The organism is Streptomyces sp. NPDC053426, from assembly GCF_055585405.1.
Genome location: NZ_JBVJKE010000004.1, coordinates 213,206 through 232,152 on the forward strand (window position 1 = coordinate 213,206; position 18,947 = coordinate 232,152).

Sequence of the window (18,947 nt, forward strand, 5' to 3'; positions counted from 1 at the left end):
TCATGGGACTCGAAGAAAAGCTGCCGAGCGGATTCCTGCTGACCACCGTCGAGCAGGCCGCGGGCTGGGTGCGCAAGTCGTCCGTCTTCCCCGCCACGTTCGGCCTCGCCTGCTGTGCCATCGAGATGATGACCACCGGCGCCGGCCGCTACGACCTGGCGCGCTTCGGCATGGAGGTCTTCCGCGGCTCACCGCGGCAGGCGGACCTCATGATCGTCGCCGGGCGGGTCAGCCAGAAGATGGCGCCGGTGCTGCGGCAGGTCTACGACCAGATGCCGAACCCCAAGTGGGTGATCTCCATGGGGGTCTGCGCCTCCTCGGGCGGCATGTTCAACAACTACGCGATCGTGCAGGGCGTCGACCACATCGTCCCGGTCGACATCTATCTCCCCGGCTGCCCGCCCCGCCCCGAGATGCTGATGGACGCCATCCTCAAGCTCCACCAGAAGATCCAGACCTCCAAGCTCGGCGTGAACGCCGAGGAAGCCGCCCGCGAGGCGGAGGAGGCGGCGCTCAAGGCCCTGCCCACGATCGAGATGAAGGGGCTGCTGCGATGAGCGACGCGAACGGGTCGAACGGGACCAACCCCGAGAAGGACCTCTCCGCCGAGAACCTCCCCGGCCAGCGCGGCCAGGGCGGCGAGGAGATCCGCGTCCAGCGCGGCATGTTCGGCGCCGCGGGCGGCGGCGACACCTCCGGCTACGGCGGACTGGTCCGCTCCGTCCGGCTCCCGGGACCGGCGTCCCGCCCCTACGGCGGCTGGTTCGACGAGGTCGCCGACGAGCTGGAGGGAGCCCTGGAGGAGCAGGACCTGCTCCCGGAGAACGCCATCGAGAAGACGGTCGTCGACCGCGGCGAACTCACCTTCCACATCGAGCGCGAGCACCTGGTCCGGGTCGCGAAGACCCTGCGCGACGACCCCGCCCTGCGCTTCGAGCTGTGCACCGGCGTCAGCGGCGTGCACTACCCGAACGACAAGGGCCGCGAGCTGCACGCCGTCTACCACCTGCGCTCGATCACCCACAACCGGCTGATCCGCCTCGAAGTCAGCGCCCCCGACAGCGACCCGCACATCCCGTCGCTGTTCTCCGTCTATCCGACGAACGACTGGCACGAGCGCGAGACGTACGACTTCTACGGCATCGTCTTCGACGGTCACCCGGCCCTCACGCGGATCATGATGCCGGACGACTGGCAGGGCCATCCGCAGCGCAAGGACTATCCCCTCGGCGGCATCCCCGTCGAGTACAAGGGCGCCCAGATCCCGGCTCCGGACCAGCGGAGGTCGTACTCATGAGCACTTCGCACGCCTCACCTCGGGAGACCACCGAGGGCACCGTGTACACGGTCACCGGCGGAGACTGGGACGAGGTCGTCGAGACCGCGGCCCGCGCCGACGACGAACGCATCGTCGTCAACATGGGTCCGCAGCACCCGTCCACCCACGGAGTGCTCCGTCTGATCCTGGAGATCGACGGCGAGACGGTCACCGAGGCCCGCTGCGGCATCGGCTACCTCCACACCGGCATCGAGAAGAACCTCGAGTACCGCACGTGGACCCAGGGCACCACGTTCGTGACGCGCATGGACTACCTGACGTCGTTCTTCAACGAGACGGCGTACTGCCTGGGCGTCGAGAAGCTCCTCGGCATCGAGGACCAGATCCCGGACCGGGCCACCGTCATCCGGGTGCTCCTGATGGAGCTGAACCGGCTCTCCTCCCACCTGGTGTGCATCGCCACCGGTGGCATGGAACTCGGCGCCACCACGATCATGATCTACGGGTTCCGTGATCGTGAACTCATTCTCGACCTCTACGAGCTCATCACCGGGCTCCGGATGAACCACGCGTACATCCGCCCCGGCGGACTCGCCCAGGACCTGCCGCCCGGCGCGGTGGACCGGATCCGCGAGTTCGTGAAGACGATGAGGAAGAACCTCCCGGAGTACGACAAGCTCGCCACCGGGAACCCCATCTTCAAGGCCCGCATGCAGGACGTCGGCTACCTCGACCTGGCCGGCTGCATGGCGCTGGGCGCCACCGGCCCGATCCTGCGCTCCACCGGCCTGCCGCACGACCTGCGCAAGGCACAGCCGTACTGCGGATACGAGACCTACGACTTCGAGATCCCGACCGCCGACACCTGTGACTCCTACGGCCGCTTCCTGATCCGGCTGGAGGAGATGCGCCAGTCGCTGCACATCGTCGAGCAGTGCCTGGACCGGCTCCAGCCCGGACCGGTCATGGTCGCCGACAAGAAGATCGCCTGGCCCGCCCAGCTCGCCCTGGGACCGGACGGACTGGGCAACTCCCTCGACCACATCAAGAAGATCATGGGCACTTCCATGGAGGCCCTGATCCACCACTTCAAGCTGGTCACCGAGGGCTTCCGCGTCCCGCCGGGACAGGCGTACGCGGCGGTCGAGTCGCCCAAGGGCGAGCTCGGGGCGCATGTCGTCTCCGACGGCGGCACCCGCCCCTACCGGGTCCACTTCCGCGACCCGTCCTTCACCAACCTGCAGGCCATGGCGGCGATGTGCGAGGGCGGCCAGGTCGCCGACGTCATCGTCGCCGTCGCGTCCATCGACCCCGTGATGGGAGGCGTCGACCGGTGACCACCTCTTCTTCGGAGCGGTCCGAGCGGGGCGTCAGCCTGGGCATGCCCGAACTGCCCGCACCCGCCTACCCGGACGACGTCCGGGCCCGGCTGGAGACCGACGCGCGCGAGGTCATCGCCCGCTACCCGGACTCCCGGTCCGCCCTCCTGCCGCTGCTGCACCTCGTGCAGTCGGAGGAGGGCCACGTCACGCGCACCGGGATGCGGTTCTGCGCGGAGATGCTGGACCTGACCACCGCGGAGGTGACCGCGGTCGCCACCTTCTACACCATGTACCGGCGCCGGCCGAGCGGTGACTACCAGGTCGGGGTGTGCACCAACACCCTGTGCGCCGTCATGGGCGGTGACGCGATCTTCGAGGAGCTCCAGGAGCACCTTGGCGTCGGCAACGGCCAGACCACCGACGACGGCAAGGTCACCCTGGAGCACATCGAGTGCAACGCGGCCTGCGACTTCGCGCCCGTGGTGATGGTGAACTGGGAGTTCTTCGACAACCAGACCCCCGAGAGCGCCAAGCGCATGGTCGACGACCTGCGCGCCGGCCGCCCGGTCGAGCCCACGCGCGGGGCGCCCCTGTGCACCTTCAAGGAGACCGCCCGCATCCTGGCCGGCTTCCCCGACACGCGCGAGGGAGCCGTCGAGGCCACCGGCAGCGCGGGCCCCGCTTCCCTGATCGGCCTGAAGCTGGCCAAGGGGGAGGCCGCCCCCGCGCGTGTGGTGCACCCGCGCGGTGAGGCGCCCCGGGACACCCCGCCGCACGAGCCGTCACCGACGGAGCACCTCAGCTCGCACGACGCGCCGCAGGACACGTCGGCCTCCGACCCGGCCCACCCGTCGGGTCCCGTCGCCGAGGAGGGGGAGTGATGACCTTGGCACCCGAACTCAAGGACATGAGCCCGGAGAAGCTGCTCGCACCCGTGCTGTCGGCCTTCTGGGACGAGGACGAGTCCTGGACGCTGGACGTCTACAAGAGGCACGAGGGGTACGAGGGGCTCCGCAAGGCGCTCGCCATGTCACCGGACGACGTCATCGCGTACGTCAAGGAGTCCGGTCTGCGCGGGCGCGGCGGCGCCGGCTTCCCGACGGGAATGAAATGGCAGTTCATTCCCCAGGGGGATGGAAAACCCCATTATCTGGTTGTCAACGCCGACGAGTCGGAGCCCGGAACGTGCAAGGACATTCCGCTCCTCTTCGCGAACCCGCACAGCCTCATCGAGGGCATCGTCATCGCCTGTCATGCCATCAGGTCGTCTCATGCCTTCATCTATCTGCGTGGTGAAGTCGTCCCCGTTCTGCGGCGGTTGCACGAGGCCGTGCGCGAGGCCCACGCGGCCGGCTTCCTCGGCGAGAACATCCTGGGCAGCGGACTCGACCTCGAACTCACCGTGCACGCGGGCGCGGGCGCGTACATCTGCGGTGAGGAGACCGCGCTGCTCGACTCGCTCGAAGGCCGCCGGGGTCAACCGCGGCTCCGTCCCCCCTTTCCTGCCGTCGCGGGCCTCTATGCGTGCCCGACTGTGGTGAACAACGTCGAGTCGATCGCGTCGGTTCCCGCCATCATGAACCGGGGCAAGGAATGGTTCCGCTCGATGGGAAGCGAGAAGTCCCCCGGCTTCACCCTCTATTCCCTCAGCGGCCACGTCGCCAACCCCGGACAGTACGAGGCGCCCCTCGGCATCACGCTGCGCCAGCTGCTGGAGATGAGCGGCGGGATGCGCCCGGGCCACCGGCTGAAGTTCTGGACGCCGGGCGGCTCCTCGACGCCGATGTTCACCGACGAGCACCTCGACGTCCCCCTCGACTACGAAGGGGTGGGCGCCGCGGGTTCCATGCTCGGCACGAAAGCCCTGCAGTGCTTCGACGAGACGACCTGCGTCGTCCGCGCCGTCACCCGCTGGACCGAGTTCTACGCCCACGAGTCCTGCGGCAAGTGCACGCCCTGCCGCGAGGGCACGTACTGGCTGGTCCAGCTGATGCGGGACATCGAGGCCGGCAAGGGGCAGATGGCCGACCTCGACAAGCTGAACGACATCGCCGACAACATCAACGGCAAGTCCTTCTGCGCCCTCGGCGACGGCGCCGCCTCGCCGATCTTCTCCTCGCTCAAGTACTTCCGCGAGGAGTACGAGCAGCACATCACGGGCCGCGGCTGCCCCTTCGACCCGGCCAGGTCGACGGCCTGGGCCGACCACCGTACGGAGGTGAACGCATGACCGTGACCACGAGCGCTCCCTCCGGAGGAGGAGAGGCGGCGGTCCCGCCCGAGGACCTCGTGACGCTGACCATCGACGGCGCCGAGATCAGCGTGCCCAAGGGCACCCTGGTCATCCGGGCCGCCGAGCAGCTCGGCATCGAGATCCCCCGGTTCTGCGACCACCCGCTCCTGGACCCGGCGGGCGCCTGCCGCCAGTGCATCGTCGAGGTCGAGGGCCAGCGCAAGCCCATGGCGTCCTGCACCATCACCTGCACCGACGGGATGGTGGTGAAGACCCAGCTCTCCTCGCCGGTCGCGGAGAAGGCCCAGAAGGGTGTGATGGAGCTGCTGCTCATCAACCACCCGCTGGACTGCCCGGTCTGCGACAAGGGCGGCGAGTGCCCGCTGCAGAACCAGGCCATGTCGCACGGCCAGGCCGAGTCCCGCTTCGAGGGCAAGAAGCGCACCTACGAGAAGCCCGTCCCGATCTCCACGCAGGTGCTGCTCGACCGCGAGCGGTGCGTGCTGTGCGCCCGCTGCACCCGGTTCTCCAACCAGGTCGCCGGCGACCCGATGATCGAACTGATCGAGCGGGGCGCGCTCCAGCAGGTCGGCACCGGCGAGGGCGACCCCTTCGAGTCGTACTTCTCCGGCAACACCATCCAGATCTGCCCGGTCGGCGCGCTCACCTCGGCGGCGTACCGGTTCCGCTCCCGTCCCTTCGACCTGATCTCGTCGCCGTCGGTGTGCGAGCACTGCTCCGGCGGCTGCGCCACCCGCACCGACCACCGGCGCGGCAAGGTCATGCGGCGGCTCGCCGCGTACGACCCCGAGGTCAACGAGGAGTGGATGTGCGACAAGGGGCGCTTCGGGTTCCGGTACGCGCAGCTGCGGGACCGCCTCGACACGCCGCTGGTGCGCAACCCTGAGGGTGAGCTGGAGCCGGCGTCCTGGCCGGACGCGCTGCGGATCGCGGCACAGGGACTGCTGGCCTCGCGCGGTCGCACCGGTGTCCTGACCGGCGGCCGGCTCACCGTCGAGGACGCCTACGCGTACAGCAAGTTCGCGCGGGTGGCGCTCGCCACCAACGACATCGACTTCCGCGCGCGCGTGCACAGTGCCGAGGAGGCCGACTTCCTCGCCGCGCGGGTGGCGGGCCGCGGCCGTGACCTCGACGGTACGGGCGTCACGTACACGCACCTGGAGAAGGCGCCCGCGGTTCTGCTGGTCGGGTTCGAGTCCGAGGAGGAGGCGCCCGGCGTCTTCCTGCGGCTGCGCAAGGCCTGGCGCAAGCACGGGCAGAAGACGTTCGCCCTGGCCACGCACGCCACGCGCGGGCTGGAGAAGGCCGGCGGCACGCTGCTGCCGGCGGCCCCCGGCACCGAGACCGAGTGGCTGGACGCCCTGGCCGGCGGCGTCGGCCTGCAGGGCGACGGGGCCGGGGCCGCCGAGGCGCTGCGGGGCGAGGGCGCGGTCGTCGTCGTCGGCGAGCGGCTGGCGGCCGTACGGGGCGGCCTGACCGCGGCCGTCCGGTTCGCCGCCGCCACCGGCGCCCGGCTGGTGTGGATCCCGCGCCGGGCCGGGGAGCGGGGCGCCGTGGAGGCGGGCGCGCTGCCGGCGCTGCTGCCCGGCGGCCGCCCGTCGACCGACCCGCGCGCACGTGAGGAGATCGCCGCCGCGTGGGGCATCGCCGAACTGCCGCACCGCTACGGCCGCGACACCGGGCAGATCGTCGAGGCGGCGGCCCGCGGTGAGCTCCAGGCGCTGCTGGTCGCGGGCGTGGAGGTCGCCGACCTGCCCGACCCGGCACGCGCGCGTGCCGCGCTCGCCGAGGCCGGGTTCGTGGTGTCGCTGGAGCTGCGGCCCAGCGAGGTCACCGCACTCGCCGACGTCGTCCTGCCGGTCGCCGCGGTCGCGGAGAAGACCGGCACCTTCCTCAACTGGGAAGGCAGGGTCCGCATGTTCGAGGCGGCGCTCAAGCCCGACCAGATGACTCGGCGGCTCGCGCCCACCGACGCGCGCGTGCTGCAGATGCTGGCCGACGCCATGGACGTCCACCTGGGACTGCCGGACCTGCGCACCATCCGCGCGGAGCTCGACCGGCTCGGCGCCTGGGACGGCCCCCGGGCCACCGACCCGCTGGAGACCGCGGGCGCGCTGCCCCGGCCGGCCGCCGGGGAGGCCGTGCTCGCCGGGCACCGGCTGCTGCTCGACCACGGGCTCCTGCAACTCGGCGACGAGGCGCTCGCCGGCACCCGGCACGCCGCCTGCGCGCGCGTGTCGGCCGCCACGGCCGCCGAGGCCGGCGTCAAGGACGGCGACCTGCTCGCGGTGACCGGCACCGCCGGAACGGTCCGGCTGCCGCTGGCCGTCACCGAGATGCCCGACCGCGTGGTGTGGCTCCCGCTGAACTCCGTCGGCGGCGGCGTCGCCTCCGGCACCGGGGCACTGCCCGGCTCACTCGTCCGTATCGGCCCGGCGACGTCCGCCGACGAGGCCACCGAGGAGGTGGAGGCATGAGCCCGTACCTCGCCGCTGAAGACCTCTCGATGTTCGGCACCGACCCCTGGTGGCTGATCGTCGTCAAGGCGGTGTTCTGCTTCGCCTTCCTGATGGTGACCGTGCTGATCTCCATCGTCATGGAGCGCAAGGTCGTCGCCTGGATGCAGTTGCGCATCGGCCCCAACCGGCACGGCCCCTGGGGCATGCTCCAGTCGCTCGCCGACGGCGTGAAGCTGATGCTCAAGGAAGACGTCGTCGTCAAACGCGCGGACAAGGCGGTGTACGTCCTCGCGCCGATCGTCGCGGCGATCCCCGCCTTCATGGCGTTCGCGGTGATCCCCTTCGGCCCGGCCGGCAACGAGGTCTCGGTCTTCGGCCACCGCACCACCATGCAGCTCACCGACCTGCCGATCGCGTTGCTGTACATCCTCGCGGTCGCCTCGGTCGGCATCTACGGCATCGTCCTGGCGGGCTGGAGTTCCGGCTCCACCTATCCGCTCCTCGGCGGCCTGCGCTCCTGCGCGCAGATGATCTCGTACGAGATCGCCATGGGCGCCGCGTTCGCCTCCGTGTTCCTGTACTCGGGGTCGATGTCGACGTCGACGATCGTCGAGGCGCAGACCGACCGCTGGTACGTCCTGCTGCTGCCGGTCTCCTTCCTCATCTACATCGTGACGATGGTCGGCGAGACCAACCGCGCCCCGTTCGACATGCCCGAGTCCGAGGGCGACCTGGTCGGCGGTTTCAACACCGAGTACTCGTCGATCAAGTTCGCGATGTTCATGCTCGCCGAGTACATCAACATGGTGACCGTCTCGGCCGTCGCCGTGACCCTGTTCCTGGGCGGCTGGCGGGCCCCGTGGCCGATCAGCACCTTCTGGGAGGGCGCGAACCACGGCTGGTGGCCGATGCTCTGGTTCACCGGCAAGCTCCTTTCCCTGCTGTTCGGCTTCGTGTGGCTGCGCGGCACGCTCCCGCGCGTGCGCTACGACCAGCTGATGAAGCTCGGCTGGAAGGTCCTCATCCCGGTCTCCCTGGTGTGGCTGATGCTCGTCGCCACCGTGCGGGCGCTGCGGAACGAGAACTACGACTTCGCCGACATCGCCCTCTACATCGGCGGTGCCGTCCTCGCCCTCCTGCTGCTGTCCTTCGTCGCGGACCTGTTCCGCGGCAAGGGGGAGGAGGCGGGCCGGCCCGCCGAGGGTCCGCCCGCCTTCGACCCCATGGGCGGCGGATTCCCCGTACCGCCGCTGCCGGGACAGGAGTCGCCGCCGGTGCCGCGACGCCGCCCGCGCCGGGAGCGGGAGCTGATTGTCAGTGGTGCCCCCGATACTCAGAGTGACGGATCTCCGGTCGGATCCACGGATGGAAAGGAGGCGTCCGATGGCTGAGGAGCCCAAGGAGACCAAGCCCGGTTTCCTGAACCCCGTGGCCGGCTTCGGCGTGACCTTCAAGGCCATGTTCAAGAAGCGGCTGACCGAGCAGTACCCGGAGCAGCAGAAGACCACCGCTCCGCGTTTCCACGGACGGCACCAGCTCAACCGCCATCCGGACGGCCTGGAGAAGTGCGTCGGCTGCGAGCTGTGCGCCTGGGCCTGTCCCGCCGACGCGATCTACGTCGAGGGCGCGGACAACACCGACGAGGAGCGCTACTCGCCCGGCGAGCGGTACGGCCGCGTCTACCAGATCAACTACGCCCGCTGCATCCTGTGCGGGCTGTGCATCGAGGCGTGCCCCACGCGCGCGCTGACGATGACCAACGAGTTCGAGCTGGCGGACTCCAGCCGCGCCAACCTCATCTACACCAAGGAGCAGCTGCTCGCCGGTCTGGAGGAGGGCATGGTCGACTCCCCGCACGCCATGTACCCGGGCACCGACGAACAGGACTACTACCGGGGCCTGGTGACCGAGGCCGCGCCCGGTACGGAGCAGCAGGTCGCCCACTCCAAGGGCGAGGTCGTGCAGGAGGCCGCCTCGACCTTCGGCCCGGAGGAACCGGCGTCGGAGAAGGTGATCGGGCGATGACCGGGCAGCTCGCCGCCTACTCCACCTCCACCGGAGAGGCCTTCCAGTTCTGGGTCCTCGGCACGGTCGCCGTGATCGGCGCCCTGTGCACCGTCTTCATGCGGCGGGCCGTGCACAGCGCGCTCTGCCTCGCCGGCACCATGATCATCCTGGCGGTGTTCTACCTGGCCAACGGCGCCTACTTCCTGGGCGTCGTCCAGATCATCGTCTACACCGGCGCGATCATGATGCTGTTCCTGTTCGTGGTGATGCTCGTCGGCGTCACCGCGGCGGACTCCCTGAAGGAGACCATCAAGGGCCAGCGCTGGCTGGCCCTGCTGTGCGGGCTCGGCTTCGGCGTCCTGCTGGTCGGCGGGATCGGGAACGCCTCGCTCAGCGAGTTCAACGGCATCGGCGAGGCGAACGCGGGCGGCAACGTGGAGGGCCTCGCGGCCCTCCTCTTCACCAAGTACGTCTTCGCCTTCGAGATCACCGGAGCCCTGCTCATCACAGCCGCCGTCGGCGCCATGGTGCTCACCCACCGGGAGCGCACCGAGCGCGCCAAGACGCAGCGGGAGCTGGCCGAACAGCGCGTGCGCGAGGGCAAGTACCTGCCGCCGCTGCCGGCACCCGGTGTGTACGCCCGGCACAACGCCGTGGACATCGCGGGCCTGCTGCCCGACGGCACCCCGTCGGACCTCACCGTCAGCAAGACGCTGCGGGAGCGCGGCCAGATCCGTGACGTGTCGCAGGAGGCGATCAACGACCTGCGGGCGATGGAGCAGCGCGCGGAGGAGCGCCTGGAGCGCACCGCGATCGACGCGCCGACCTTCAAGCGGGCCGAGGAGGCGTCGAAGTGAACCCCGTGAACTACCTGTACCTGGCCGCGCTGCTGTTCACGATCGGCGCCACCGGCGTACTGATCAGGCGCAACGCGATCGTCGTGTTCATGTGCGTCGAGCTCATGCTCAACGCCTGCAACCTCGCGTTCGTCGCCTTCTCCCGGATGCACGGCAACCTCGACGGCCAGATCATCGCGTTCTTCACGATGGTCGTCGCCGCCGCGGAGGTCGTGGTCGGGCTGGCGATCATCGTGTCCCTGTTCCGTTCCCGCCACTCGGCCTCGGTCGACGACGCCAGCCTGATGAAGCTGTGAGGGGCTGCTGAATCGTGGAGAACCTGATTGCGCTGCTGGTGGCGGCGCCCCTGCTCGGAGCGGCGGTCCTGCTGTGCGGCGGACGCCGTCTTGACGCCGTCGGCCACTGGATCGGCACGCTGCTCGCGGCCGTCTCCTTCGTGCTCGGCCTGGTGCTGTTCACCAATCTGCTGGGCAAGGGCGCCGAGGAGCGCACCGTCACGCAGCACCTGTTCAGCTGGATCCCGGTGGAGGGCTTCCAGGCCGACGTCGCCTTCCGGCTCGACCAGCTGTCGATGACGTTCGTCCTGCTGATCACCGGCGTCGGCTCGCTGATCCACCTGTACTCCGTCGGGTACATGGAGCACGACGAGCGGCGCCGCCGCTTCTTCGGCTATCTGAACCTGTTCCTCGCGGCGATGCTGATCCTCGTCCTCGCCGACAACTACCTGCTGCTGTACGTCGGCTGGGAGGGCGTCGGTCTCGCCTCCTACCTGCTGATCGGCTTCTGGCAGCACAAGCCCAGCGCGGCGACGGCGGCGAAGAAGGCCTTCCTGGTCAACCGCGTCGGTGACATGGGCCTGTCCATCGCGATCATGCTGATGTTCCTGTGGTTCGGCACCTTCGCCTTCGGGCCGGTGCTCGGCACCCTGGAGGAGCCCGGTCTCGCCGGGCAGGCCGGTGAGGGCAAGCTCACCGCGATCGCGCTGATGCTGCTGCTCGCCGCCTGCGGCAAGTCCGCCCAGGTGCCGCTGCAGTCCTGGCTCGGGGACGCGATGGAGGGCCCGACCCCCGTCTCGGCCCTGATCCACGCCGCGACCATGGTGACGGCGGGCGTGTACCTGATCGTCCGCTCCGCGGCCGTCTTCAACGGCGCCCCGGACGCGCAACTGGTCGTCACCATCGTCGGCGCGGTCACGCTGCTGTTCGGTGCGATCGTCGGTTGCGCGAAGGACGACATCAAGAAGGCGCTGGCCGGCTCGACCATGTCGCAGATCGGCTACATGGTGCTCGCCGCGGGCCTCGGCCCCATCGGCTACGTCTTCGCGATCATGCACCTGGTGACGCACGGCTTCTTCAAGGCCGGGCTGTTCCTCGGCGCCGGCTCCGTGATGCACGGCATGAACGACGAGGTCGACATGCGGCGCTACGGCGGACTGCGCACGTACATGCCGGTCACGTTCGTCACCTTCGGCCTCGGCTACCTCGCCATCATCGGCTTCCCGGGCCTGTCCGGCTTCTTCTCCAAGGACAAGATCATCGAGTCCGCCTTCGCCAAGGGCGGCACCGAGGGCTGGATCCTCGGAGCCTGCGCCCTGCTGGGCGCGGCCATCACCGCGTACTACATGACGCGCGTGATGCTGATGACGTTCTTCGGCGAGGAGCGCTGGCGCAACGCCCCGACGCCGTCCCCGGCCGAGCCGGACGTGGAGCCCGCCGCCGAGACGCGCGGCGCGTACACGCCGCCGCACCCGCACGAGTCCCCGAAGATCATGACGATCCCGATGATCGTGCTGGCCGTCGGGTCGGTCGCGGGCGGTGCCTTCTTCAGCATCGGCGACCGCTTCATGCACTGGCTGGAGCCCATCACCGGCCACGACCACGGTCACGCGCCGATCAGCGCCATGACGGTGACCGCCGCCACGATCGCCGTGATGGTCATCGGTGTGGCGGTCGCCTGGGCCCAGTACGGGCGCCGTCCGGTGCCGGCCGTCGCCCCGCGCGGGTCGCTGCTCACCCGGGCCGCCCGGCGCGACCTGCTCCAGGACGACTTCAACCACGTGGTCCTGGTCCGCGGCGGTGAGCACCTCACCCGCTCGCTGGTGTACGTCGACCACACCCTGGTCGACGGGGTCGTCAACGGCACGGCGGCCTCCATGGGCGGCCTGTCCGGGCGGATGCGCAGGCTGCAGAACGGCTTCGCGCGGTCCTACGCGGTCTCGATGTTCGGCGGCGCGGCGGTCCTCGTCGCCGCGACCCTGCTGATGAGGGCGGTCTGATACCGATGTCCTTTCCTCTGCTGACGGCGACGGCGGCGCTCCCGGCCATCGGGGCGATCGCCACGGCCGCCGTACCGGCCGCGAAGCGCACGGCCGCCAAGTGGCTGGCCCTGCTGTTCTCGCTCGCCACACTCGTCCTGGCGATCGTCGTCCTGGTGCGGTTCGACCCGGACGGCGACCGCTACCAGCTCACCGAGTCCCACGCCTGGATCGCGGACTTCGGCGTGCGGTACGAACTGGGCGTGGACGGCATCGCGGTGGCGCTGATCGCGCTGACCGCCCTGCTGATCCCGTTCATCGTCCTCGCGGGCTGGCACGACGCCGACCCGCTGGAGACCGGTAGCAAGAGGTGGCGGCCGACGCAGGGCTTCTTCGCCCTGATCCTGGCCGTCGAGGCGATGGTGATCCTCTCCTTCGAGGCCACCGACGTCTTCCTCTTCTACATCTTCTTCGAAGCCATGCTCATCCCGCTGTACTTCCTCATCGGCGGCTTCGGGGACCGTGCCCACGAGCACGGCGAGGAGACGGCGGCGACACAACGGTCGTACGCGGCGGTCAAGTTCCTCCTCTACAACCTGGCCGGCGGTCTGATCATGCTGGCCGCGGTGATCGGGCTGTACGTGGTCGCCGGGAACTTCTCGCTCACCGAGATCGCCGAGGCGCGGGCCAACGGCTCGCTGGACATGGCGACGAACACCGAGCGCTGGCTGTTCCTCGGCTTCTTCTTCGCCTTCGCGGTGAAGGCGCCGCTGTGGCCGCTGCACACCTGGCTGCCCAACGCCATGCAGGAGTCCACCGCCCCGGTGGCCGTGCTGATCACGGCGGTCGTCGACAAGGTGGGCACCTTCGCGATGCTCCGCTTCTGCCTCGGGCTGTTCCCGGAGGCCAGCAAGTGGGCGACGCCCGCCGTCCTCGTCCTGGCGGTCATCAGCATCATCTACGGCGCGCTGCTCGCGGTCGGCCAGCGCGACATCAAGCGGCTGATCGCGTACGCGTCGATCTCGCACTTCGGCTTCATCATCATGGGCATCTTCGCGATGACCAGCCAGGGCCAGTCCGGGGCGACGCTCTACATGGTCAACCACGGCATCTCGACCGCCGTGCTGATGCTGATCGCCGGATTCCTGATCTCGCGGCGCGGCTCCCGGCTCATCGCCGACTTCGGCGGTGTGCAGAAGGTGGCCCCGGTGCTCGCCGGCACCTTCCTGATCGGCGGGCTCGCGACCCTCTCGCTGCCCGGGCTCGCGCCCTTCGTCAGTGAGTTCCTGGTCCTGGTCGGCACGTTCACGCGCTACCCGGTGATCGGCATCATCGCCACCTTCGGCATCGTCCTCGCCGCGCTCTACACCCTCGTCCTGTACCAGCGGACGATGACCGGCCCGGTGAAACCCGAGGTCTCCGCGATGCCCGACCTGCGGGTGCGGGAGATCGCGGTGGTGGCGCCGCTGGTCGTGCTGCTGGTCTTCCTGGGCGTCTACCCGAAGCCCGTCACGGACGTCGTGAACCCGGCGGTGAAGCACACCATGTCCGATGTTGAGAAGAAGGACCCCCGGCCCGAGGTGGAGGCGGCCAAGTGAGCGCAACAGCCGTCCACAGCCTGTGGACAACGGCGGCCGACCCGATCTCGAAGATCGACGCGCCGAAGATCGAATACGGGCAGCTCGCGCCCACCCTGATCGTCGTCGGCGCGGCGATCGTCGGGGTGCTGGTCGAGGCGTTCGTACCGCGCAGGACCCGCTACTACGCGCAGATGTTCGTCGCCGCGGTCGCGCTCGTCGCCGCCTTCGCCGCGGTCGTGGCGCTCGCCGCGGACGGCTACGGCACGACCAAGGCGGGCATCGCGGCGATGGGCGCCATCGCCGTCGACGGGCCGGCCCTGTTCCTCCAGGGCACGATCCTGCTGACGGCCCTGGTCGGCCTGTTCACCTTCGCCGAGCGCCGGCTCGACCCGGAGGCGCACGGCAACCGGGTGGACTCCTTCGCCGCGCAGGCCGCGTCCGTACCAGGCAGTGACAGCGAGAAGAAGGCGGTCAAGGCCGGCTTCACCACCACCGAGGTGTTCCCGCTGCTGCTCTTCGCGGTCGCCGGCATGCTGGTCTTCCCGGCGGCCAACGACCTGCTGACGCTGTTCGTGGCGCTGGAAGTCCTCTCGCTCCCGCTGTACCTGATGTGCGCGCTGGCCCGCCGCAAGCGGCTGATGTCGCAGGAGGCGGCGGTCAAGTACTTCCTGCTCGGCGCGTTCGCCTCCGCGTTCACGCTGTTCGGCATCGCGCTGCTGTACGGCTACTCGGGCTCGATGTCGTACGCCACGATCGCGCAGGTCGTCGACGGCACCGTCCCGGAGGTCACCCCGGCGCTCGCCGACACCATGGGCAACGACGCGCTGCTGCTGGTCGGCGCCGCGCTGCTGGTCATGGGCCTGCTGTTCAAGGTCGGCGCCGTCCCCTTCCACATGTGGACGCCCGACGTGTACCAGGGCGCCCCGACGCCGGTGACCGGTTTCATGGCGGCGGCGACCAAGGTGGCCGCGTTCGGCGCGCTGCTGCGGATCCTGTACGTCGTGCTGCCGGGCCTGCGCTGGGACTGGCGGCCGGTCATGTGGGCCGTCGCCATCGTCACCATGCTGGTCGGCGCGATCGTGGCGATCACCCAGACCGACATCAAGCGGCTGCTGGCGTACTCGGCGATCTCGCACGCGGGCTTCATCCTCGCGGGTGTCATCGCGACCACGCCGTCGGGCATCTCGTCCGTCCTCTTCTACCTGGCGGCGTACTCGTTCGTGACGATCGGCGCGTTCGCGGTGGTCACGCTGGTGAGGGACGCCGGCGGCGAGGCGACGCACCTGTCGAAGTGGGCGGGGCTCGGCCGTCGCTCCCCGCTGGTGGCGGCGGTGTTCGCGGTGTTCCTGCTGGCCTTCGCGGGCATCCCGCTGACCTCCGGCTTCGCCGGGAAGTTCGCCGTGTTCAAGGCGGCGGCGGAGGGCGGGGCGGCCCCGCTGGTCGTGGTCGGTGTGATCGCGTCGGCCATCGCGGCGTTCTTCTACATCCGCGTGATCGTCCTGATGTTCTTCAGCGAGCCGCGCCCCGAGGGCCCGACCGTCGCGGTGCCGTCACCGCTGACGATGACGGCGATCGGGGTCGGCGTGGCCGTCACGGTGGTGCTGGGCGTCGCACCCCAGTACTTCCTGGAGCTGGCGGGGGACGCGGGAGTGTTCGTGCGCTGACACGGCCCTCACCGGCACGTCGACTTCGGCCCGGCACCCTTCGGGGGGTGCCGGGCCGAAGTCGTCGGGTGAGCGGTCTGTGGATAACTTCGGGGCTGTCGGTGCGGACCCCTATCGTGGAGGCAGTGGTCGAGGGACGGCTTACGGGGGCACGGTGACGGGCGGTAGTGGCGGGATGGCAGTGACGGAGAGCGAGGCGCTGGCCGCGCTGCACCGGGTGTTCGGGTACGACGCCTTCCGTGGTGAGCAGGAAGCGGTCATCGAGCACGTGATCACGGGCGGCGACGCCGTCGTGCTCATGCCGACCGGTGGCGGAAAGTCGCTCTGCTACCAGATTCCGGCCCTGGTCAGGCCGGGTACGGGAGTCGTCGTCTCCCCGCTCATCGCGCTGATGCAGGACCAGGTGGACGCACTGCGGGCGCTGGGCGTGCGGGCCGGGTTCATGAACTCCACGCAGGACTTCGACGAGCGGCGCGTCGTCGAGGCGGAGTTCCTCGCCGGCGAGCTGGACCTGCTGTACCTCGCACCGGAGCGGCTGCGGCTGGACAGCACCCAGGACCTGCTGTCGCGCGGCAAGATCTCCGTCTTCGCGATCGACGAGGCGCACTGCGTGTCCCAGTGGGGGCACGACTTCCGGCCGGACTACCTCATGCTGTCGCTGCTCGGCCAGAGGTGGCCGGACGTGCCCCGCATCGCGCTCACGGCGACGGCCACGCACGCCACGCACCGGGAGATCACCGAGCGTCTCGGCATGCCGGACGCCCGGCACTTCGTGGCGAGCTTCGACCGGCCCAACATCCAGTACCGGATCGTGCCCAAGGCGGACCCCAAGAAGCAGCTGCTGAGCTTCCTGCGCGGGGAGCACGCCGGGGACGCGGGCATCGTCTACTGCCTGTCGCGCAACTCGGTGGAGAAGACCGCCGAGTTCCTCTCCCGCAACGGCGTCGAGGCGGTGCCGTACCACGCGGGCCTCGACGCGGGGACGCGCGCCGCGCACCAGGCGCGGTTCCTGCGGGAGGAGGGCCTGGTCGTGGTGGCGACCATCGCGTTCGGCATGGGCATCGACAAGCCGGACGTCCGCTTCGTCGCCCACCTCGACCTGCCCAAGTCCGTCGAGGGCTACTACCAGGAGACGGGCCGCGCGGGGCGCGACGGGCTGCCGTCCACGGCCTGGATGGCGTACGGGCTCAACGACGTCGTACAGCAGCGCAAGCTGATCCAGTCCGGTGAGGGCGACGAGGCGTTCCGGCGGCGGGCGGGTCAGCACCTGGACGCGATGCTCGGCCTGTGCGAGACCGTCCAGTGCCGGCGCGGCCGGCTCCTCGCCTACTTCGGGCAGGACCCCGACCCGGCGGGCTGCGGCAACTGCGACACCTGCCTCACCCCGCCGGAGACCTGGGACGGGACCGTCGCGGCGCAGAAGGTGCTGTCCACGGTGGTGCGGTTGCAGCGGGAGCGCGGGCAGAAGTTCGGCGCGGTGCAGATCGTCGACATCCTGCTGGGGCGGCGCACGGCCAAGGTCATCCAGTTCGACCACGACCAGCTCTCCGTGTTCGGCATCGGCGAGGAGCTGACCGAGGCGGAATGGCGGGGCGTGGTGCGCCAGTTGCTCGCCCAGGGGCTGCTCGCCGTCGAGGGGGAGTACGGCACGCTGGTGCTGACCGAGGCGAGCGGGGCGGTGCTGCGGCGGGAGCGGGAGGTGCCGCTGCGCAAGGAGCCGAAGAAGCCGGTGGCCTCCCGGTCGGGTGGCTCGGGTTCGGGGCGGGGGGAGCGCAAGGCCAAGGCCGCCGCTGCCGAGCTGCCCTCGGAGCTCGTCCCCGCGTTCGAGGCGCTGCGCGCTTGGCGTGCCGAGCAGGCTCGCGAACAGGGCGTCCCGGCCTACGTCATCTTCCACGACGCCACGCTGCGGGAGATCGCCACGGTGTGGCCCACGTCGGTGACCGAGCTCGGCGGCATCAGCGGGGTGGGGGAGAAGAAGCTGGCGACGTACGGGGAGGGGGTGGTGGCCGTGCTGGGCGGGCTGACGGCGCCGGGGGACTCCGGTGCCGGTGCCGGGTCCGAGGAACCCGGCGGCCCGGACGACTGGCCCGACGCGGACGCCGAGCCGGAGCCCGACTGGACATGAGCGCCGCGTGGCCGGGCTGGGCGGGGGTGCTGCGCAGCCCGGCGTTCACGGAGTGCCGGTGCGCCCACCCGTGCCGCTGGGGGTACCTCCCAGGCCCTTGAGGCACTGGGGGAGGCACGACTGCCCGCAGTTCGCGTCAGGGCAACGCCGTCAGGCCCGGTGCGAAGGTGATCAGGAGGGGGAGCAGGGGGACCAGGGCGGCCGCGGCCGTGGTCAGGGCGCGGTGGTGGCGGTCCAGGCGGGGCGGGGGTTCCAGGAGGCGGTCGACGCGTTCGCCGAGGAGGCGGTGGCTGGAGGCGCAGGAGAGGACGCCCCGGTGCTGGTTGAGCTCGATCAGCGCCAGCGCCGTGGTCAGGTGGCCGCAGCGGCGGGAGGCCGTGTCGTCGGCGGACAGTTCGACCAGGCGGTGGGTCTGGTCGCAGAAGTGCGCGAACAGCGGGATACGGGGGAAGCCGGTGGCCAGCGCGGTGGACAGGTGCAGCAGCCAGTCGTGGCGGGCGCGGGCGTGGCCCCGCTCGTGAGTGAGGACGGCGTCGAGCTGGTGGTCGGTGAGGCGTTGCAGGGCGCCGGTGGTGACGATGAGCTGGGGCGGGCTGCCCGGCATCCACCAGGCGTCGGGGTACTCGTCCTCCAGCACCAGCAGGGGACCGCGGGCCGCGGGCAGTCCGGCGGGCAGGTCGGGGGCCCGTTCCCGCAGATGCGCCCGGGAACGGGCACGCCGGCGACGTGCCTCGAACAGTTCGCGCCCGAGCATGGCCGTCGTCCAGGCCGCCCCGGATGCCAGCAGCACGGTGAGGGCGATGGTCCAGGGCGAGGCGGCGGACAGGTCGTACGCCGCGGTGACCGCGGGCGGGGCCGGGGCGAAGAGCTGGGCGCGGACGGTGCCGAAGACGGCGGCGGCGCCCAGGGCGAGCGCCGTGACGCAGCACAGCAGGACGGTGGCGACCAGGCACTGCCACACCCACAGGGCGACCACCGGTTCCCGTTCCGGCCACTTCGCACGGGTCAGCGCCCGGGGGACGGGCACGGCGGCCGTCACGGCGACAACGCTCAGCAGGAGCAGGCAGACGGTCATGCCACGGGCTCCGGATCCTGTCGGAAGAAGGCGGCTTCGGGTCGTGCTGGGGGCGTGCGGGAAGTACCAAG

The 18,947-nt window shown here is 70.4% G+C and carries 15 protein-coding genes; 14 read left to right on the forward strand and 1 reads right to left on the reverse strand.

From position 1 onward, the window contains the following. Positions 1–2 precede the first annotated feature (2 nt). The 14 genes from ACZ62B_RS10435 to recQ all read left to right on the forward strand — a co-directional run bounded on the left by ACZ62B_RS10435 (position 3) and on the right by recQ (position 17,801). Positions 3–557, forward strand: a complete 555-nt coding sequence (locus ACZ62B_RS10435; protein ID WP_010041554.1) for a NuoB/complex I 20 kDa subunit family protein — start codon at positions 3–5, stop codon at positions 555–557. Next, positions 554–1,297 (forward strand): NADH-quinone oxidoreductase subunit C, encoded by a 744-nt coding sequence (locus tag ACZ62B_RS10440; RefSeq protein WP_344561001.1) that lies wholly within the window; start codon positions 554–556, stop codon positions 1,295–1,297. The genes ACZ62B_RS10435 and ACZ62B_RS10440 overlap by 4 nt, the downstream gene beginning before the upstream one ends. Further along, on the forward strand, positions 1,294–2,616 hold the full coding sequence (locus ACZ62B_RS10445; protein ID WP_344560999.1) for an NADH-quinone oxidoreductase subunit D: 1,323 nt from the start codon (positions 1,294–1,296) through the stop codon (positions 2,614–2,616). The genes ACZ62B_RS10440 and ACZ62B_RS10445 overlap by 4 nt, the downstream gene beginning before the upstream one ends. Continuing rightward, positions 2,613–3,482 (forward strand): NADH-quinone oxidoreductase subunit NuoE, encoded by an 870-nt coding sequence (nuoE, locus tag ACZ62B_RS10450; RefSeq protein WP_344560997.1) that lies wholly within the window; start codon positions 2,613–2,615, stop codon positions 3,480–3,482. Before ACZ62B_RS10445 ends, nuoE begins: the two co-directional genes overlap by 4 nt. Next, entirely contained in the window at positions 3,482–4,831 is a 1,350-nt protein-coding gene (gene nuoF, locus ACZ62B_RS10455) for an NADH-quinone oxidoreductase subunit NuoF (RefSeq protein WP_382052899.1), read from the forward strand. Before nuoE ends, nuoF begins: the two co-directional genes overlap by 1 nt. Further along, on the forward strand, positions 4,828–7,332 hold the full coding sequence (locus ACZ62B_RS10460) for an NADH-quinone oxidoreductase subunit G (RefSeq protein ID WP_344560991.1): 2,505 nt from the start codon (positions 4,828–4,830) through the stop codon (positions 7,330–7,332). Before nuoF ends, ACZ62B_RS10460 begins: the two co-directional genes overlap by 4 nt. After that, positions 7,329–8,705, forward strand: coding sequence for an NADH-quinone oxidoreductase subunit NuoH (gene nuoH / locus ACZ62B_RS10465; protein WP_344560989.1), 1,377 nt, complete (start codon positions 7,329–7,331; stop codon positions 8,703–8,705). Before ACZ62B_RS10460 ends, nuoH begins: the two co-directional genes overlap by 4 nt. After that, positions 8,698–9,339, forward strand: coding sequence for an NADH-quinone oxidoreductase subunit NuoI (gene nuoI, locus ACZ62B_RS10470; RefSeq protein WP_344560987.1), 642 nt, complete (start codon positions 8,698–8,700; stop codon positions 9,337–9,339). Before nuoH ends, nuoI begins: the two co-directional genes overlap by 8 nt. Beyond that, positions 9,336–10,178, forward strand: coding sequence for an NADH-quinone oxidoreductase subunit J (locus ACZ62B_RS10475; protein ID WP_344560985.1), 843 nt, complete (start codon positions 9,336–9,338; stop codon positions 10,176–10,178). Before nuoI ends, ACZ62B_RS10475 begins: the two co-directional genes overlap by 4 nt. Then, positions 10,175–10,474: an NADH-quinone oxidoreductase subunit NuoK gene (nuoK, locus tag ACZ62B_RS10480; protein ID WP_004927567.1), complete on the forward strand. Its 300-nt coding sequence runs from the start codon at positions 10,175–10,177 to the stop codon at positions 10,472–10,474. The genes ACZ62B_RS10475 and nuoK overlap by 4 nt, the downstream gene beginning before the upstream one ends. 14 nt (positions 10,475–10,488) lie before the next feature. Beyond that, entirely contained in the window at positions 10,489–12,453 is a 1,965-nt protein-coding gene (nuoL, locus tag ACZ62B_RS10485) for an NADH-quinone oxidoreductase subunit L (protein ID WP_469689843.1), read from the forward strand. A 5-nt stretch (positions 12,454–12,458) separates the two neighbouring features. Next, the gene (locus ACZ62B_RS10490; RefSeq protein WP_344560981.1) at positions 12,459–14,030 is read left to right on the forward strand and encodes an NADH-quinone oxidoreductase subunit M; all 1,572 of its coding nucleotides are present in this window, start codon (positions 12,459–12,461) and stop codon (positions 14,028–14,030) included. After that, positions 14,027–15,676, forward strand: coding sequence for an NADH-quinone oxidoreductase subunit NuoN (gene nuoN, locus ACZ62B_RS10495; protein WP_344560979.1), 1,650 nt, complete (start codon positions 14,027–14,029; stop codon positions 15,674–15,676). Before ACZ62B_RS10490 ends, nuoN begins: the two co-directional genes overlap by 4 nt. Before the next feature lie 175 nt (positions 15,677–15,851). Then, entirely contained in the window at positions 15,852–17,801 is a 1,950-nt protein-coding gene (recQ, locus tag ACZ62B_RS10500) for a DNA helicase RecQ (protein ID WP_469689845.1), read from the forward strand. 136 nt (positions 17,802–17,937) lie between these two features. Here recQ and ACZ62B_RS10505 read toward each other — a convergent pair whose 3' ends face one another. Further along, positions 17,938–18,876 (reverse strand): M56 family metallopeptidase, encoded by a 939-nt coding sequence (locus ACZ62B_RS10505; protein WP_344560975.1) that lies wholly within the window; start codon positions 18,874–18,876, stop codon positions 17,938–17,940. Positions 18,877–18,947 lie beyond the last annotated feature (71 nt).

Coding starts and splice junctions, on each gene's coding strand:
- nuoI (WP_344560987.1), top strand. CDS start 8,698: ATGGCTGAGGAGCCCAAGGAGACCAAGCCCGGTTTCCTGAACCCCGTG.
- ACZ62B_RS10440 (WP_344561001.1), top strand. CDS start 554: ATGAGCGACGCGAACGGGTCGAACGGGACCAACCCCGAGAAGGACCTC.
- ACZ62B_RS10460 (WP_344560991.1), top strand. CDS start 4,828: ATGACCGTGACCACGAGCGCTCCCTCCGGAGGAGGAGAGGCGGCGGTC.
- recQ (WP_469689845.1), top strand. CDS start 15,852: ATGGCAGTGACGGAGAGCGAGGCGCTGGCCGCGCTGCACCGGGTGTTC.
- ACZ62B_RS10475 (WP_344560985.1), top strand. CDS start 9,336: ATGACCGGGCAGCTCGCCGCCTACTCCACCTCCACCGGAGAGGCCTTC.
- ACZ62B_RS10490 (WP_344560981.1), top strand. CDS start 12,459: ATGTCCTTTCCTCTGCTGACGGCGACGGCGGCGCTCCCGGCCATCGGG.
- nuoH (WP_344560989.1), top strand. CDS start 7,329: ATGAGCCCGTACCTCGCCGCTGAAGACCTCTCGATGTTCGGCACCGAC.
- ACZ62B_RS10505 (WP_344560975.1), bottom strand. CDS start 18,876: ATGACCGTCTGCCTGCTCCTGCTGAGCGTTGTCGCCGTGACGGCCGCC.
- nuoF (WP_382052899.1), top strand. CDS start 3,482: ATGACCTTGGCACCCGAACTCAAGGACATGAGCCCGGAGAAGCTGCTC.
- ACZ62B_RS10445 (WP_344560999.1), top strand. CDS start 1,294: ATGAGCACTTCGCACGCCTCACCTCGGGAGACCACCGAGGGCACCGTG.
- ACZ62B_RS10435 (WP_010041554.1), top strand. CDS start 3: ATGGGACTCGAAGAAAAGCTGCCGAGCGGATTCCTGCTGACCACCGTC.